Below are 17,976 nucleotides of genomic sequence, written 5' to 3'. Positions count from 1 at the left end.
ACAATTAATTGTTTATACGTTATTTGCTGAAATGTAGCACTTTGTAAAAATGAGGTTAGGTATATAAACCAAAAAAAGCCTACCGGATGTTTGCAAAATCTGCAAAACCGGCAGGCCTTATTCATTTTCTAGGTACTCTTGATACATAAAACTAGACTGCCCCATATAAGAAGCAGTCGCGGAATCCTGGAAAGCTATTAAGGTTTTTGTTAAATCACTAGCCACCTAATGTGCAGAAGAATTTTTCAAATCTGCTTCATAACGAAGACCAAATTGTTGTCTTGCTTCTTCCATCACTTCAGCGACTGTCAGCGAACACTCCAAAGAATTAATGGAACTGTTGCGTTCCCCACTCTTGATCAGATCCATAAACTCCTGAATTTCATAATACATGGGCTCACGCGTCTGTGCCTTGGTCAAATCCTCAATCGTGCCGTCCCGATAATGAATTTTCACCTCATAGGGCTGGCTGATTTTATCAATCACCATTGTTCCATTCTCACCCTGAATTTCAGTAGGCAGATAGGAATCTGTAATTTTGGAATGCATGACGATAGCATCCATATCTGGATACTTCATGACGATACTACCCTCGCCGTCGACACCAGAGGATAAAAGTACCCCCACCGCCCGGATCTCATCCGGTTTGCCGAACAATGTCACCATTGGATACAGACAATATACGCCCAGATCCATCAAGGAACCATTGGAAAAAGCCGGATTAAAGGCATTCAGCACCTTGCCCTGCTTAAAAGCATCAAAGCGTGAAGAGTATTGACAGTAGCTTGCAAAATAACGCCGAACCCGGCCTATTTTGTACATATGATCCTGTATAATTTTAAAGTTGGGCATAAGCGTGGATTTAACGGCTTCCATTAACAGAACATCGTTCTTGCGCGCGGCTTCGATCATGCTCTGCACCTCAGCCGAATTAGAGGCTAAAGGTTTCTCACACAACACATGCTTTCCATGGTTCATACATAAAATCGCTTGCTCCGCATGTAAAGAATTGGGGCTGGCAATATATACGGCATCCACCTGATCACTTGCAGCCATTTGCGCCAGATCTGTAAAAACCTCCGGCTGGCTGCTATATTTCTCAGCAAAGGCTTTGCCTTTCTCCTCTGTTCGTGAGTACACTGCGGTCAGGGAAAATTCATCCGTCTCTATCGCAGCTTGAATAAATCTTTCCGTTATCCAGTTCGTTCCAACGATCCCAAAACGCATCACAGTATCCCGTCCTTTCCCGTGAGTCATTACATTAATATATGTACTATTCTCGCATTCCAGCCAAGACTTGTCCACTATACCACTTGTCCTATTCCAAGCTTTCACATATAAAAAAAGACTGCGGTCGCTCAGCATAAATTACACTGATTGTACCACAGTCCTCGTATGCTTTTTGGGAGTTGAATCTCTACTTTTTGGAGATCACTTTGCCCACTTCTGTCAAAATGGCATCCATGGAAGCAGGGTCGTGCACATCGTACTCATCAATGTTGAGACGCAGTACAGGACAGGCATCAAATTCGTTGATCCAATCGGAGTATCTGCGGTGCATTTGCTCCCAATAGGCTCGCTCGGTCTGGATCTCCATTTCGCGACCGCGTTCTTCAATCCGTCTCAGTATGGAGGGCAGGCTGCCTTCCAGATAGATCAGTACATCGGGGTGCGGAAAGAACGGGGTCATGACCATGGCCTCAAACAGGCTAGTATATGTTTCATAATCGGTAGGGTTCATTGTTCCCTGATCAGCATGCATTTTCGCAAAAATGCCTGTGTCCTCATAGATGGAACGATCCTGTACATAACCTCCACCCGACAAGAATATGTTCTTTTGCTCCTTGAAGCGTTCTGCGAGAAAATAAATTTGCAGATGAAAGCTCCATCTTTCGAAATCGTGATAAAATTTTTCCAGATACGGATTATGATCGACTTGCTCTAACGAGGTTTTAAAACCAAGACGACTGGCCAAAGCGCCCGTTAACGTGGATTTACCTACACCCACCGTACCTGCTACCGTAATCAGGGCATTTGCAGGAATGTTGTAATTATTCACTCTATAAGCTCCTTTACATCGGAAACAATTTGTTCAAATTGTGCCTGGTTTTCTACAAAATCTATTTCATTCCCGTTCACGGTCAAAATACGTGGGGCAGGTGACTGTTCGGCGAGAAACTGAATGCCTTTATCATAATCCGCAATCAATTGCTCCAGATAGGCAGGGTCCATCTCCTGCTCAAAAGAGCGTCCGCGCTTACGGATTCTGCCTAGCAAGGTATCCAAATCTGCTCTAATATAAATGATAATGTCAGGCTTAGGCATGTCATCTGTGAGCAAATGATAGATTTGGCGATATTTTTCGAGCTTCACACCCTTGAGCGTACGTTCTGCAAAAATCAGATTTTTATAGATATGGTAATCTGAAATTACAGGCTGTGCTTTCTCAATGTATTGCAGGCCAGTATCCTCTAGCTGCTTATACCGATTGCAGAGAAAGAACATCTCTAGTTGAAAGCTCCACTCATCTATATTTTGATAGAATTTATCGAGAAACGGGTTTTCCTCGACAATCTCTTTGATCATCGGCAAATGCAGCTCGGTTGAAAGCATCGAAGCCAACGTCGTTTTGCCTGCTCCAATCGGCCCTTCAACGGCTATAAATGGGGCTTGTTTCATGCGGTTCTGCTCCTCCTTGTACTCCAGTCCATCCTGTGGACAACTATCCTATTGTATCACAAGGAAGTACACTAGAGGCATAGCAAATCTATGGATAAAACAAAAAAACAGAGCAGCTACGTGTGGCTTTATAGCGTCCCTGTTCTGCTTCTTTTTTTGGCCTGTCTCTCATTTGAACCAGCCTTTTTCATTAAAACGTGTAATCGCCTCAATCCGGTTGCTGACACCCAGCTTATCGAGAATGACTGAAATATAATTTCGCACCGTCCCTGTTGTTAAATACAGTTCACCGGCAATTTCTTTGGTATTCTTTCCGTCAGCAATAAGCGCCAACACGGTCTTTTCACGCTCCGTTAGCGGGTTAACTTCAGCATAAGCATCATCGACCAGTTCTGGAGCGTAAATACGTCGACCTGCCATAATGCTGCGAATGGAAGAGGCCAGTTCTTCACTGGGACTGTCCTTGAGTAAATAGCCGTGTGTGCCTGCCTTGATTGCTCGTTCAAAGTACCCGGGGCGAGCAAACGTTGTTAAAATAAGCACCTTGCAATTCAAGCCTTTGAGTTCCTCTGCCGCATCCAATCCGCTCTTGATCGGCATTTCGATGTCCATAATGCATATGTCTGGCTGATGTTGCTTCACCAGTTCTATAGCTTCTTCCCCGTTGCTTGCTTTTCCAACTACCTTCATGTCTTCTTCCAAGTCCAACAGGGAGGCTAGAGCACCCAGCAGCATACGCTGGTCTTCTGCGATGACGATTCGAATCATGACTCCACCTCCTCATTCGGTTTTTCAGTGATGTTGGGCACTTTAATGACCAGGGTCGTTCCCTGATCTGAACGCAGCTCCATACATCCGTTCACGAATTCGAGCCTTTCCTTCATGCCTTGCAGACCATTTCCCCGAAAAGTTCCATATTCTCCAGTAATGCCAACTCCATTATCCTGAATCCGCAGGGTCAATTCCTTACGAGACGGCTCAATAGTGATGGAGCAAGCGGTAGCTCCACTGTGTTTCACTACATTGGTTACAGCTTCTTTCATACACATACTCAGCACATTTTCGTTCATTAATGACGTATGCTCCAGCTTGGGGTCGCCCTCCAAGGTCAGTTCGATGTGAGCAGCCTTTAAAATTTGCCGAACACGTAGCAGTTCATCCTCCAACCTCATGCCGCGCATTTGAGTAACCATTTCCCGTACTTCTTTTAACGCACTTCTCGCGGTAAGACGAACATCGTTAATTTCGGCATGAGCCCGTTCCGGGTACTGGTCCAGCAGCTTGCCCGCCAAATCACTCTTCAGCCCAATGAGTGACAGCTTCTGACCCAAGGTATCGTGCAGGTCACGGGCGATTCTTTGCCGTTCCTCCAGCTTGATCAATTCCGATATTTTTTTATTGGCATCCTCTAATTGAACTTGAAGCCGATCACTTTTGTTGCGATTAAAATTCGTAATCGGAAGGAGAATTACACCGATCAGATTGAGCAGAATAAAAGGAATCTGCTTAATAAAAACGGGATTCTGAGAAACAAAGCCGTAATTAATTAATCCAATCGTAATAACCATTAAAGTAATATACAGTGTCGTAAAAGCGGACTTACTTTTAATATTACCAATTAGATAAGCGATAAATATAGAAAAATACATATAGCTGAACAGCAGCGTCATCGTAATCGATATCGCGATCTGTACACTGGTCCAAAAGTATATGAGCCAACCTTGAGAGACAAAAGCCAGTACATAACAAGCAAAAAACACCAAAATAATCGCGGTACCCAGAATGATATGACTTGTAGATGAGGAGCTAAAATAGTAAAAGGGCAGGATATAAAAGACGACCCATACATAAGGGCTGAGCCCCGTATTTCTTTGGAAAATCTGATACCACTTTTGCATCCTGCCACCCTTTTCTACTTTAGATATCCCTTATCTTATCATACCAATTTCCGTACAATGTTATTTTCTTTCCGTACCTACAACAGGTGTAGGCATGGGGTTTGAAGTGCGCACATGTTTGCTAAGCAGCGGCTTCACTTGTTTAAAGGTCAGAAAGGTTTTTGTGCTTTCATCCCACAAGCGGAACTTCAAAGATTGCAAACTGCTACTCATCGTGATCGTGGTCGCCTTTTGAAGCAACGGTGTCGCTTCATGCGCCTTTTCCAAATTGTAATTTGGCACTTTTGGGCTCAAGTGGTGAACGTGATGAAAACCAATATTACCCGTAATCCATTGTAATACTTTAGGAAGCTTGTAGTAAGAACTGCCTTCTACGGCCGCATTAATATAACTCCACTCTTCATCATGCTCAAAATACGAATCCTCAAACTGATGTTGCACGTAGAACAGCCAGATTCCTAACATACCAGAAACAAAAAAGATAGGCACCTGGACCAGAAGAAAAGCCTGCCAGCCAATAGCCCAGCACAACAGTGCATACAAGGCGATAATGGATATATTTGTAACATAGGTATTTATTTTTTCCTTACGTTTGGCTGTCTTGACATTAAACCGATAGGAAATCAAAAAAGTATAAATCGGACCTAGTCCGAACATCACCCAAGGGTTTCGATATATACGATAGGCCAGCCGTGTCCATGTGGATGCTGCTGTGTACTCTTCTACCGTAAGCACCCACATATCCCCTGTGCCTCTTTTATCCAGATTACTGCTGGTTGCATGGTGGATCGCGTGACTATTTTTCCATTGGTGATAAGGGCAGAGCGTAATAATCCCTGTAATCGTTCCCACCATATCGTTCAGCTTGCGACTTTTGAAAAAAGATTGATGACCACAATCGTGAAAAATAATAAACGTCCGTACCACAAATCCAGCCGCAATCATAGTAATTGGAAGCGTCAGCCAGTAAGAAACCGCCAGGCTAAGATAAGCGGCATACCACAATAGGATCAGCGGTCCCAAGGTATTGATGAGTTGCAGAACGCTGGATTTCGTGTTTATTTTTTCGTAGGGAGCCATATTTTTTTTCAATTGAGCTAACGGGAGTTGTGTCATACCCATTATGATCCTCCTTTAAAATGCAGCCCATACCTTCATCTTTGTCAGGCATACATGTTGATCTAAGCTCAGTATAAGGAGACCGGTAAATTCGCTGTAGTCATAAACGTCAGTTCGAGTATATGACATTTGTCATATAGGCAAGCTGTATCCTCTGTTTTCCAAATGTTCGCGGGTTTCTTTTCTAATGATTATTTGCTAAAATGTAAGATATATAACGCTGTATGTGACTGGCGAAGTCAGTGGAATCAACCACGAGGGAGCATACAAACAAAGCGTACCGTTCGCCTGGGAGAAGTATTTGCAGAGGATTCGTCTGTCTTGACGACCTTGTGCAAATACTTTTTTTTCGTTTTATAAGACCATGACACCCTGTTGATTCTATTATGCGATAAATTCAGAGGAGGCTCGGACTATGGCTATTATTATGAAATCCAAAGAAGCAGCTGAGCAAGTGTATGCAACGATCCGTTCCCAAGTAGAGCAAATGAAACAGCAAGGACACCGTCCCCATCTGGCGACCCTGTTGGTAGAGGGTGATCCGGCATCTGCATACTATGCACGTACCAAGCAAAAAATAGCAGAGAAGCTGGGCATCTCATTTCATCTCCATACGTTTGATCGTCATGTTAGCGAAGCAGAACTTCTGCATCTGATCGGCACCCTAAATGATGCATCCCATGTACATGGCATTATGCTGGAGCTTCCGCTTCCTCAACATCTTTCCGCCTCCGTTATTAAACAGTCCATCGCCCCCTACAAGGATATTGATGGAATTACACCTGACAACAAGCTGGCTACCGTAACTGGTGACGCAGGGCTATACCCCGCTACACCTCAAGCTTGTATCGAGTTGCTCAAGCATTACGGTCACTCCTTGGCAGGCAAAAATGTTACGCTCGTGGGCATCGGGCAGACAGTGGGACTTCCCCTTTTCCACATGCTGCAAAGAGAAAATGCCACCGTCACCGCCTGTCATGCAGGTACGCGTGATATTGCAGAGCATCTGAGCCATGCAGACATCGCCTTCGTCGCAGTCGGATGTCCTGATGTGATAACACGGGATATGGTTCACCCCGGTTTGATTTTGGTAGACGCAGGAATAAATGAGACGCTGGAGGGAAAAATCGTGGGTGACGCTGCACCGGACGTTGTAGAAAAGGTACATGCCATTTCTCCCGTACCCGGCGGTGTGGGTACCTTAACGACTGCAATTTTGTATAAAAATTTGCTCAAAGCGATACGTCTGCAACACTACTCCAGAGAGGTGGTTTATTCATGAGTGAACTGTCGTGGAATCAGTCCATCGGACATTTTCTAAAAGAAGCTGCAAGTGCAGCGCCTACCCCCGGTGGAGGAAGTGTATCCGCGCTGGCTGCGGCACTAGGCGCAGCTATGACCTCCATGACCGCTAACCTTTCGCAAGGAGAAAAATTCGCGCAATTCCGTGAACAAATGACGCAAGTCATTAGCAATATGGAAAGATTGTCTACACATTGCGAGGAACTAATGGCCGCAGACATCCAATCCTTTGAACAGTACATGACCGCGCTGCGTTTGCCCAAAGAAACAGACGAAGAAAAGCGCTATCGGACCCATTCCTTACAAACAGCGGTGATTGCTGCCATTGAGGTGCCTATGCGCCTGCTGGAAGTATGCCGGGACGGATTATCACAAGCCTACAACATTGTGGAAATAGCCAATAAAAATGTGATCTCTGATCTGGGCATCGGTGCGATTCTGTTCGAAGCAGCTGCTCAATCTGCCCTGCTTACCATTGACATTAACCTTGCCTCGCTCAAGGACCTGGATGTCAAACAAGCCTACGAAGCCAAAACAGCCGCACTCCTCCGTGAAATCGCACAAATCAAAGAGCAAACCTTATTGACCGTGCGCAGTCGAATCGCGAGTAGTTAGCTCATAGAGCGCACTAGCTGTACTAACCCGTATTTCTGCTACTTGCTAATTAGAAATAACCTCCAAACCATCTTTAATCGTTGGGTTTGGAGGTTATTTTATTGCAATTCATTAATTTTGGAAAACTTTTCTAAGCTTTCTTCGTCTATGGATAAGGGATATTCTTTAAGATCATTTTTTTCTCGTATATACATGGATCAAGAAATGAGGAAAATCGTATGAAAAGACGTGCTCTATTACTGAGTATCATCACGTTATTGCTGCTCAGTCCCAGCGTGTGGGCGGCCGGAGATAATTCCACATCCCATATTCGCTCCTTTGATTCCGGGAGTCTGATTCAATCCGATGGAAGCTTATGGCTGTGGGGCTATAATCAATCCGTACCAACTCGTGTAGAGGGTAAGCCGAACGTTGTAAAAACATTCTCTAATATCATTAACGAAGGCGATCTGGTATTTACCTTGCAAGACCACTCTGCCTGGTATGTGCCTAGAAACAACATTGCCGAATCCGTGAAATTTGTTTCCCTGGAAGGACTACAGAATCTCATAGCTGTAAGCAGTTTAAATGACCATGTACTCGCTCTGAACAACGAGGGGAATATATTTTTAGCTGATCGACTCGAAGATAAAAATACTTTTGGTCCTTTTCAAACCCTGTCTGGCATCGACGAGGTTGCTGATATCGATAGTTACTATGAAGAAAGACCCAATTATGAGGAACGCTGGATATTCCTAAAAAGTGACGGCAGTGTATGGAAAAACACAAAAGCCTTGCAGGGCTTCGAACCTATTCCATCATTAAAGGATATTACGGCAATTGCTAAAAATATAGCCCTAAAAAAAGACGGCACCGTATGGACATGGCCCAAAGAATTTGATAAAAATGCAGCCCCATCCGAAACGCTAGCCGTATCACAAATTCATACCTTATCGGGCATCAAGACGATCAAGGCTAATAGGTATTCCAATCTCGCGATTGATCAGCAAGGTCGGCTATGGTTCTGGGGGGCTACCGTTACAGGTGCCTTAGACAATACAACCTATCATAACGATAATACACCTGTATTATTAAAAGGGGTGCAGAATGTTAAAGACGCCTTTTTCGTTGAACGCTCCATTCTTGCTCTCACCACTGCTGGTAATGTATATATTGCATCTCTAGATGGCGAAAAGTTATCATCCCAGGTCCCTTTTACATTACTTGCTCAAAATACTCAAAGCATCAAAGCAGGTCCACGGCACATCATCATGCAAAAAGCCGACGGCGCTTTGTGGGGCTGGGGGGTTAACAAACATGCGCAACTCGGTATAGGCGATTATGAGTTTCTTTATAGTACGCCAGTTCCTGTGCAAAAGCCGATTCTCGTCCGTCTCAACAATACACCTGTCCCCCTAAGTAACGGTGTAATCACGCGCAACGGGCAGGCGTTTATTCCTCTTCGCTCCGTATTTGACAAACTAGGGGCTGAGGTCACATATGATTACAACAGCAAAATAGCAAAAATAGATCATTCCAAGGTAGGCGAACATTCCATCTCTATAGAAATAAATTTTAAAACCAGCCAAACAAAAGTGAACAGTAAATCTGTAGAACTCACCAATCCGCCCTTCATGGTGAACGGTATTGGTTATCTTCCACTGAGGCTCATCAGCGAGACACTCGGAGCCAAGGTAGATTGGATACAAAAAGAAGATACTATCGTAATTACGACGAAATAAAAGAATTGATTAGTGAATATGCTGCAGTCCAACTCTATGCCTTTGCCTCTGCTCTGTTCATTCTTGGTAATCTGCTCAATAAAAAAGCACCTCACTCCGGCTCGTTGTCCGTGTAGTGAAGTGCTTATACCCTGTGAATCTCACACCTATTTTTTAGCTTTATTCTCTTTCTCTCTTTCAATCAACATATCCACAATCATATCAATCTGTCCGGTAATAGCGATCGGATCGTAGCGATAGTACGTATCAAAATCATTAAAGAATACTCTATTCTTCTTCACCGCTGGCAGATTCCCCCACACAGCAGACGATTTCAGTTGCTTAAGCGCGGCACCCTTTTTGTCTGGATCATAGGTTGTCAGGAACATGTAATCTGCGTCATACTGCGGCAGTACCTCCATTGAAAGCTGCACCGTTTGTTCCTTGGAATTAGCTGTCTTTTTCGGCATATTCAGTTTGAGCGCATTGTATACGGCTTGTCCGCCTCGACCCGCATTGTCGCCAAAGATCCAAAGCGCGTTCTTGTCCGTCAACTCATACAAACCGAAGGTTGCCTTTTCGTCAATAACACCTTTCAGACGAGCGCGACCTTCAGCAGCCTTTTTATCAAAGGTGGCAATAAATTGCCCAGCCTTGCCCTTTTCCCCAGTGATATCCCCGAACAGCTTGACTGTATCATAGATATTAGTTGTGGTTCCGTACGGAATGTACAGGGTCGGGGCAATTTTAGACAAAGCTTCATAATTCGTATCCTTCATAACCACAATCAGATCGGGTTTGAGTTCCAGCGTCTTTTCCAAATTGGTTGGGTCCCCTACCTCCTTGGTTCCTTTTTCCTTCAGCAAATCGGTTAGAAAAGGGTTTTGAAACGCAGTCGGCTCCACACCCACCACGTTAGCACCTACGGATAGCAGTTCTCCGCCGTAAAAATCCGTAACAATACGCTGTGGCTTAGCGGGAATCTGAATATCCCCTTTCACCGTTTTAAAGCTTCTTGTCTCTCCAGTAGCAGTGGATTCTTGCTTATCTCCTGAAGTTGAAGCAGGATTACCTCCAGTGTTATTTCCGCCGCATGCGCTCACAAATACAGACAATACAAGCATCAAAGCAGCCAGCATAAAAATCGATTTTTTTCTCAACACTAATAGCCCCCTATGTAATATGGAAATAGCCTTGTATCTACATGATAATGATTATCAATATCGTAAGCAATATATCAAGCGCCCTCCCTGTTGTCAACTGAAAAGTGAAGGTTGTATTCTTTCACTTATAAAATGAAAAGACCTGCCAAAATGATGGCCAGGTCTTTTTTCATAAATCCGTCTTAGAAGCCTACATGGTGGGGGTAGGTTGCTGGAGGCTGCTTTCTGGTGATCGCTGTTTAGTTTTATATTGTTCTCCCCAATCCTTCATCAAGTTAATAATCGGGATCAGTGTTTCTCCAAATTCGGTAAGAGAGTATTCAACCTTAGGTGGAACCTGTTGGTAGACTTCACGGTGTACGACTCCGTCCTCTTCAAGCTCGCGCAATTGGAGTGTCAGCATACGCTGGGTAATTCCCGGACAGATCCGCCGAAAATCACTAAATCGCTTAGTCCCATACATGAGATGGTATAAAATAATCCCTTTCCACTTGCCCCCAATCACATCTAACGTGTACTCAACAGGACATGCCTGATCATTCCCAGCGGTACATTCACCAAAGCCGCCTTTCCGATTGCGCATTGGCTTTTCTCCTCCTTAGTATCATTTTATATACTACAGCACATTAATGTGCGTACTTCAAAAACAGTCATATATAATTTAATATTAGTCATGCAATTGATAAGCGTCAATTTCAATCACATCCATAAGGAGTGGAATTACCATGGAAACCTTAACAACCACTAAAGATCAAATCTTAGCTGCATACAAGTTCAGACATGCTACAAAAGAATTTAATAGTCATAAGAAAATTAGCGATGCCGATTTTGAGTTTATTCTTGAAACCGGTCGTTTATCCCCAAGCTCGTTTGGCTTTGAACCCTGGAAGTTTGTTGTCGTCCAAAGTAAAGAAATGCGTGAGAAGCTGCTGCCCTATTCCTGGGGGGCCACAAAACAGCTGCCAACAGCAAGCCATTTTGTGCTTATTCTCTCCAGATTGCCTAAAGATATGGTAGCTTCATCCGATTATATCAAAAATATGATGGAAAACGTGCAGCAATTACCTGCTGAAGTGATGCAAGGCAAAGAGAAGGTATATGATGCCTTCCTGAAATCAGATTTTGCGCTCGAGGAAAATGAAAGAGCTATGTTCGAGTGGGCCTGCCGACAAACCTATATCGCACTGGGAAATATGATGACTGCCGCAGCTCAAATCGGCATTGATTCCTGCCCGATCGAAGGTTTTAATAAGCAAGAAATCGAACGCATCCTCTCCGAAGAAGGCATTATGGATGCCGAGCATTTCGGTATTTCTTGCATGGTGGCTTTTGGATACCGTCTGAACGAGCCGCGCGACAAAACTCGTCGACCTGTAGATCAGATTGTAGAGTGGGTATAAAACCTTTTCTCTAAAACAAAGAGGGCGCCCAAGCCATTTCCATGGCCGTGGGGCGCCCTCTTTGTATAAAACTCAGGTCCTACAATTTTTGTCACTTCATACGCTTACTGAAAGTTCACTTTTTCCACGAAATAGATGTCCTTCAAACGAGATTTTACGCGCTCAATTTCATCTGCTGTTAAAGGAGCCGTTGGACATAGCTTGAAGTTTCTTCCGGTAACATAACTTACGTCCGTGTGACCATCCAGGTTGTAGGCCAGCCTCGGAACCGGTTTTCGGGTATAGTCGGTAAAGTCAATAATAGACCATGCCGCATCTCCATCCTCTTTGGATAAAATAATGCGCTGTGAGGCGTTTTCGGTCCACAAATAGCGCAGATTCGCTGGTGAATTATTGGAATCCATAGCCGTCTTAATGCCTGAGCCTCTAAACATGAGCGTAAACTCCGTATGATCATTATTTGATCCCGCTACCGATTCATAAATCTGTTTCAGCCCGTCCACACCTACAATCTCGACCTTACGATCAAGCGGGAAATGATTCACAAAGTTCTCCCATATTGGACCCATGTTATGGGTGTTGGCAAGTGCGTTAATGTCCAAAATAATGGACAAGTAGTTTACCGTATTTATACGTTGATAAGGGTTATCCAAATATTGCTGTACTATATACAGTTGTGGTGCCGCATCTGTCTCTGTCACATAGGGGTCACCCGGATGAAGAGTCCAACGTGAGGAATCTTTCGTATAGCGTGATCCAATCGGATCAATCGTAACCGAGTTCATGAATACGGTACCGCTATTATCGGCAATTCCTTGTGCGGGAACAATTGGATTGTCCTTATGGGACCAGTAAGGCATCAAAGGTGAGCCCTCACCATACATGCCGTTGACATTATATTGTGTAGCCGACCATCCCATCGCGGATGTAATTCGATAGTGATCTTTTAACCATTGAGTCTGTTCAGGATTCACCGTAAAGCTGGTCAATGATTTCGGGAGGTACTTCCGATATGGGTCTGTATCCATGCTTTCAAACACGGATGGTGATCCCATTGAACCCGATTGGTGTAGCTCATTGAATGCATTGTAACGGTACATATACAGCCACTCATCCATTTTTGCTTTCCAAACTGGAAGCTCGGGCGCGTCCAGGTTCGGAGACCCCGCCAGTATCCCGACTTCATCTCCATACTGATCGACGTAATCCAGAACCTGTTTAAGCTGAGGTCGGTTCGATTCCACAAAAACAAATCCGTTTTCCATCGCCCACGTCACTTTGATGTTGGGACCAAAGTGATCCATCAGCAATTGACGAGATTGCTTGATTTGGTCTACGGTAGTCACGCTTCCCTGCAGCATGATGGAGACAGCAAAGTATTGCTTTTTGCGTTCTCCGGGTTCCACCCTTAATTCCGCATCGGATGTGAAGTGAATCCCCTGGGATGGTGACTCAACCACAATTTTTAATGGAATGACCGAGTTCACTGCTGGAATCAAATGCAGATTGGCAATCTTTCCATCCTCGTCAAATATTCCACTGGAATCCTCTACCCGAAGTATCAAGTCGGACGGCAGCATATCAGGAGCTATAACCTCTCCTTTAGCATTATGAAATACGTAAGACATTTTCCAAGCAGCAGGATCTAAAGTAGCCGCCTCTGAAATAGTATACGTAGCCAAGTATACAGACCTGATTACGTTCGGTGGCTCTGCCGGCGGAGTCTTCCCTTTTACGATCAGCTTGGTCTGAGCTGTAAGGACCTGATAAGGTTTGGCAATAGTGACCTTCATCTCGACCGGAATGAAGCTGTCCACAGCCGGAATATTTTCAGGATGTGCGATTTTCCCTTGTGTATCAAACACACCTAACTCATCACTAAATGTGTATGTGACACTCGTGACGCTGGCAGCAGGAATGCTTACTGGTCGCCCTTCATGATAGAGCTGAAAGGATAGCTGATACGAAGGGTACGTTTCCGGCTGATTTGCCAGCTCTTGTGCCTTGATTACCACCTCATCTACCAGAAAATCCGAAGAATGATCCGGTGGATTTACTGGAATTACGGGTGGTTTGGGATTAGGCTCCGGCGGTGTGACTGGCGGGTCCGGTCTCGGCTTCGGTGGTATCACCGACGGTTCGGGTTTCGGCTCTATTGGTGTCACCGGGGAGACTGGTGAATCAGGGTTTGAGCGATGCCTTTTAGGCTCCTCAATGTCCGAATTTACAGGTTGTTGCTTGATCTCCGGTGTCAAGTCGACCGCATTCTTCTTCGATTCTTGTTGACTGGTCGTCTGAGGCATGGTTGCAGATCCAGTTCCTGATGACTCCAGTAAGCGCTTGGCACGTTCTCTCAGTCCGTCACCGCCTAACCATATCCGATAGGCAACCAGCGTGGCGTCCTGCCGACTCACAGGCTCTTTAGGATGGAAATAATGATTTGTATCCCCCTGGATCAGTTCCAACCGTTCCATCAGCCATACACTCGTTTGTGCATAATCTGATATATCAGATTGATCCACAAAACTGGATATACCAGCATGTAGGGGATCTTCATCAGTTACACCAAAATACCGGGCATACCATACAGCCATATCCTGACGAGTCATATTGTGCTTGGCACCGAATAAATGATCACTAATTCCTTTCGTAATCTTCTCTTCCTGTAGGGCCTGTACATAAGGCAAAGCCCAGGGTGACACATCACGAAAAGAAGTTGCGCCGCTGTTATTCGATGTTCGCTTTAAGGTTTTAGCAAAAATGCTTGCCCATTCCTGCCGGGAGATCAATTGTAAAGGTCGAAAGCTCCCATCCTGATAACCCGTAACATAACCTTGAGCAGCCATGGTCTCAATCGCATCAGTTGCATAGGAATGTTCGATATCGTTAAAGGCTCTGTCCGCAAAAACAGGCGCACTATGTATACAGAACAACCAGACAGCCAGTAAACCAGCCATGTAATGCCTAATTTGTTTCAACCTTTTTTCACAGTTCATTATTTGAGATTATTACACCTCCTTTACGAGATGACACTGGGCCACTTTCACCTGTACCTTCATATCAACTTTGAAAATAAATCTCTTTTGTTTTCAAACGATTTTTCATTACTGTTAACACCAAACTGTATATACTTGGTTTATCGGAATAATTCCCCTAGGATTGAATAAAGCCAGCAAAAAAAGTGACTTTAGTAATATGTTGCCCTGCTCATTCATTCTGTTTTTTTAAGCCGTAATTCCTATCACTAAATAATGGTTTTCATTGGCAATTAAATACTTATATCTTTTGGGGTTATCATTTTTTTCATGTGTACAAACAAAAAAAGAGATGACACCTGTATCGGCATTTGCCTGAGTACAAAATGTTATCTCTTTTTTAGTGTAAGATGCACTTATTACATTCGATCTGCTCGTTAATCCTTTTTAAGCTCAGAGCCCTTATAAATATAAAAGTAGCCCTTTAGCGTTCCATTTTGCGGATAAGCGGCCGGATCTTTGTCTTTTATTTGGGCTACCCACACTCGGTTTATAAGTGTAGAGGGGCCTTCCTCAACGAGTGCTTCAGCAGACATGCCAGTGATTGGTTGTGCTGCGCTGGACCAGAATGTTACTAAGTAGACATCGTCAGCCTTAAAATGATAGCGTCCTTCACTTGGAGTTCCCTCATAAAATAACTCAGCCAAAGATGCTGCCTCAGATCCTCTCATAAAAACTCGAATCTCATCAGTTCCGTTCCATGTATGAGAAATTCCGTCTTTTGGATTAACGTATTCTACAGTTTCTGGCTCCTTGTTGCTATTAAAATCAACAACTGCATATTTATAAACCTCATCTGTTACACTCTTGGTTGCAAATTCGGTTGTTTTCTCTGTTCGGTAGCCACTGAACTTTCCATACACATTCGGGGTTTTGCTAACTGCAGCGAAGGCCTTTTCCTGATCCATAAATCCAGCTCTTCCTGCTACTGGGGTCAGCCTGTAGGTCTTGATTTCAGTCCCCTTGTACTGATCCCAAGAGTATTCGTAATAATATTTTGCATAAGATATTCCACTGTTCCAGCCTACAGATACCAGCATGATAATACCTAGCATGAATACTGCTGGCCATTTTTTCAACATCATACCCACAACCTCTTTTCTCCAAATACACTTAAATTATCATTAGAATTATAGCTTTTCAATAATTCTATTAACAGTAAAATATTAGAAGGAAGTGTGGATAAATTATGTCTTTTCGGTTAGTTAGTCATGTGACTGCTTATATTATTGTCTTTATGGATATTTTCCGTTCCGGCATCCAATGCCGTTTTGTAATATAAGCATTTATGTTCAATAACTTCCATTGTTTTCTTTAGTTCTTCCATTTGTGCTTCTACAGTAGCCTTTCGTTCCAAAAACATGTCATATCTTTGTTGTAGTGTGGCATCCCCATCAGAGCACCAATCAATGAAATTTTTAATTTCTTTGATCGGCATTCCGGTCGATTTTAGACATTCAATTATTTTTAGAGCGTCAATATCGGATTCTTTAAATAATCTTGTTCCGCTAGATGTTCGTTCTACAAAAGGCATTAGTCCCTCCTTGTCGTAGTAACGCAAGGTATATGCTGTAAGATTCAATTCTTTAGCAACTTCGCTGATCGAATATGTCTTCATCATGCATCTCCTATTCTTAATTACATAGACTTCGAGTTAACTCTAAGATATAAAAGGGATTTTATCAAGTTATTTGCTAAGTGTCACAGTCCCCTAGCAGGAATTTTCAAAAGGAGTATAAACTAGTCGCTTGACTTAGAGTTAACTATAAGGATTAACATGGATTTACAAGAGAAAAAAACATGATGGAGAACCACTGCATTCTCTTGAAAAATATAATAAATAGGAGGCTATTTATGATAACTGCTAAAGCACGAGCTGTTGACGGCCCAGATCAGCCATTTCGAGCGGCTGAAATTACACGACGGGATCTTGATTCGCATGATATTCTGATTGAAATTAAATATGCTGGCATATGCCATTCTGACATCCATACGGCTCACGGCGAATGGGGGCCAGTGAACTACCCTCTCGTACCCGGACATGAAATTGCAGGGATTGTTACGGATGTAGGATCTAAAGTTACAAAGTACAGCGTTGGTGATCGGGTAGGAGTCGGCTGTATGGTCGATTCCTGTGGCGAATGTGAGAACTGTCGTAAAGGAGAGGAACAATACTGCCTTAAAGGCAATGTCCCTACCTACGCTGGTGTTGATAAATACGGCGAGCCTACACAGGGCGGATACTCTACCCACATTGTTGTAACTGAGGATTTTGTAGTCAGAATTCCAGATAACATAGGGCTTGACGTGGCTGCTCCATTACTTTGCGCAGGTATTACGACGTATTCGCCGTTAAACCACTGGGGAGCTGGTCCAGATAAGAAAGTGGCCGTTGTGGGCATGGGAGGCCTTGGCCATATGGCTATCAAGATTGCACATGCTATGGGTGCTGAGGTAACCGTTTTATCACAAACATTAAAGAAAAAAGAGGACGGCTTGCAATTTGGCGCGGATCACTATTATGCCACAAGCGAACCAGAAACATTTGAAAAACTGGCTGGGCACTTTGATTTGATTATTAACACGGTTAGTGCCAACATCAATCTGGACGCTTATTTTGCACTGCTTAATCTTGATGGAACATTGGTGAACGTCGGTGCCCCTGGGGAGCCGATGTCACTAAATGTGATGTCCCTTATCGGACATCGGCGTTCATTTGCAGGCTCAATGATTGGAGGCATTCGTGAGACACAGGAAATGTTGGATTTCTGTGCAAAACACAATATTGTTCCTAATATTGAAGTGATATCGGCCGACCAGATTGACGAAGCCTACAAACGCGTATTAGCTTCTGATGTGAAGTATAGATTTGTGATCGATATTAGCACCATGTGAGATATGTAATCAATAAGTTGTAAAAGTGATTATTTTTAAAGATGTCCCAAGCATGGCTTGGGGCATCTTCGCATTCCTTTTGTAAAACAAAAAGGTGCCAGATTCCACTTCCTCTTTATGTATTTATTTGAAATCTAAAGATTTCACCCTTACAATATAATACAATAGGT

At 43.7% G+C, this 17,976-nt stretch carries 16 protein-coding genes and 1 riboswitch; of the genes, 5 read left to right on the top strand and 11 right to left on the bottom strand.

Translation table 11 applies throughout. The features are described from left to right. Nucleotides 1–225: 225 nt before the first annotated feature. The 6 genes from FKV70_RS00475 to desA form a co-directional block, all read right to left on the bottom strand. Nucleotides 226–1,227, bottom strand: a complete 1,002-nt coding sequence (locus tag FKV70_RS00475; protein ID WP_142611872.1) for a Gfo/Idh/MocA family protein — start codon at nt 1,225–1,227, stop codon at nt 226–228. 190 nt (nt 1,228–1,417) lie between these two features. After that, the gene (locus tag FKV70_RS00470; RefSeq protein ID WP_064795850.1) at nt 1,418–2,059 is read right to left on the bottom strand and encodes a deoxynucleoside kinase; all 642 of its coding nucleotides are present in this window, start codon (nt 2,057–2,059) and stop codon (nt 1,418–1,420) included. Beyond that, nucleotides 2,056–2,679 (bottom strand): deoxynucleoside kinase, encoded by a 624-nt coding sequence (locus FKV70_RS00465; RefSeq protein ID WP_142611474.1) that lies wholly within the window; start codon nt 2,677–2,679, stop codon nt 2,056–2,058. The genes FKV70_RS00470 and FKV70_RS00465 overlap by 4 nt, the downstream gene beginning before the upstream one ends. A 168-nt stretch (nt 2,680–2,847) precedes the next feature. Further along, a complete protein-coding gene (locus FKV70_RS00460) occupies nt 2,848–3,447 on the bottom strand; it encodes a response regulator transcription factor (protein ID WP_064795848.1) in 600 nt (199 codons plus the stop codon). Beyond that, complete coding sequence (locus tag FKV70_RS00455) at nt 3,444–4,577, bottom strand: sensor histidine kinase (RefSeq protein ID WP_142611473.1); 1,134 nt, start codon at nt 4,575–4,577, stop codon at nt 3,444–3,446. The genes FKV70_RS00460 and FKV70_RS00455 overlap by 4 nt, the downstream gene beginning before the upstream one ends. Before the next feature lie 60 nt (nt 4,578–4,637). Then, a complete protein-coding gene (gene desA, locus FKV70_RS00450) occupies nt 4,638–5,699 on the bottom strand; it encodes a Delta(5) desaturase DesA (RefSeq protein WP_142611472.1) in 1,062 nt (353 codons plus the stop codon). A gap of 213 nt (nt 5,700–5,912) precedes the next feature. After that, a riboswitch (ZMP/ZTP riboswitch) is annotated at nt 5,913–5,997 on the top strand. A gap of 114 nt (nt 5,998–6,111) precedes the next feature. On the opposite strand from desA, the gene FKV70_RS00445 reads away from it, so the two are divergent. The 3 genes from FKV70_RS00445 to FKV70_RS00435 all read left to right on the top strand — a co-directional run bounded on the left by FKV70_RS00445 (nt 6,112) and on the right by FKV70_RS00435 (nt 9,334). Beyond that, complete coding sequence (locus tag FKV70_RS00445; RefSeq protein WP_063210968.1) at nt 6,112–6,978, top strand: bifunctional 5,10-methylenetetrahydrofolate dehydrogenase/5,10-methenyltetrahydrofolate cyclohydrolase; 867 nt, start codon at nt 6,112–6,114, stop codon at nt 6,976–6,978. Further along, a complete protein-coding gene (locus tag FKV70_RS00440) occupies nt 6,975–7,613 on the top strand; it encodes a cyclodeaminase/cyclohydrolase family protein (protein WP_142611471.1) in 639 nt (212 codons plus the stop codon). The genes FKV70_RS00445 and FKV70_RS00440 overlap by 4 nt, the downstream gene beginning before the upstream one ends. 218 nt (nt 7,614–7,831) lie before the next feature. Continuing rightward, entirely contained in the window at nt 7,832–9,334 is a 1,503-nt protein-coding gene (locus FKV70_RS00435) for a stalk domain-containing protein (protein WP_142611470.1), read from the top strand. Nucleotides 9,335–9,480: 146 nt separating this feature from the next. On the opposite strand, the gene FKV70_RS00430 is transcribed toward FKV70_RS00435, so the two are convergent. Next, nucleotides 9,481–10,473 carry an ABC transporter substrate-binding protein gene (locus tag FKV70_RS00430; protein WP_142611469.1) on the bottom strand — a complete coding sequence of 331 codons (993 nt, stop codon included), beginning with the start codon at nt 10,471–10,473 and terminating at the stop codon, nt 9,481–9,483. Between the two features lie 193 nt (nt 10,474–10,666). Then, the gene (locus tag FKV70_RS00425; RefSeq protein ID WP_063212910.1) at nt 10,667–11,059 is read right to left on the bottom strand and encodes a winged helix-turn-helix transcriptional regulator; all 393 of its coding nucleotides are present in this window, start codon (nt 11,057–11,059) and stop codon (nt 10,667–10,669) included. Nucleotides 11,060–11,201: 142 nt separating this feature from the next. Between FKV70_RS00425 and FKV70_RS00420 the strand changes: the two genes are divergently transcribed. Continuing rightward, the gene (locus FKV70_RS00420) at nt 11,202–11,876 is read left to right on the top strand and encodes an NAD(P)H-dependent oxidoreductase (protein ID WP_142611468.1); all 675 of its coding nucleotides are present in this window, start codon (nt 11,202–11,204) and stop codon (nt 11,874–11,876) included. A 104-nt stretch (nt 11,877–11,980) separates the two neighbouring features. Here the strand turns inward: FKV70_RS00420 and FKV70_RS00415 are convergent, their stop codons facing one another. The 3 genes from FKV70_RS00415 to FKV70_RS00405 all read right to left on the bottom strand — a co-directional run bounded on the left by FKV70_RS00415 (nt 11,981) and on the right by FKV70_RS00405 (nt 16,529). After that, nucleotides 11,981–14,872, bottom strand: a complete 2,892-nt coding sequence (locus FKV70_RS00415) for an S-layer homology domain-containing protein (protein ID WP_142611467.1) — start codon at nt 14,870–14,872, stop codon at nt 11,981–11,983. A 416-nt stretch (nt 14,873–15,288) separates the two neighbouring features. After that, complete coding sequence (locus FKV70_RS00410) at nt 15,289–15,996, bottom strand: hypothetical protein (RefSeq protein ID WP_063212913.1); 708 nt, start codon at nt 15,994–15,996, stop codon at nt 15,289–15,291. Between the two features lie 116 nt (nt 15,997–16,112). Next, on the bottom strand, nt 16,113–16,529 hold the full coding sequence (locus tag FKV70_RS00405) for a MerR family transcriptional regulator (RefSeq protein ID WP_063212914.1): 417 nt from the start codon (nt 16,527–16,529) through the stop codon (nt 16,113–16,115). Between the two features lie 236 nt (nt 16,530–16,765). On the opposite strand from FKV70_RS00405, the gene FKV70_RS00400 reads away from it, so the two are divergent. Further along, entirely contained in the window at nt 16,766–17,806 is a 1,041-nt protein-coding gene (locus FKV70_RS00400) for an NAD(P)-dependent alcohol dehydrogenase (protein ID WP_142611466.1), read from the top strand. Nucleotides 17,807–17,976 lie beyond the last annotated feature (170 nt).

This window comes from Paenibacillus ottowii (assembly GCF_006874425.1).
GTDB classification, from domain to species: Bacteria; Bacillota; Bacilli; order Paenibacillales; family Paenibacillaceae; genus Paenibacillus; species Paenibacillus ottowii.
The sequence above is the reverse complement of the archived record's forward strand: the minus strand, read 5'-3'. Positions and strand labels throughout refer to the sequence as shown.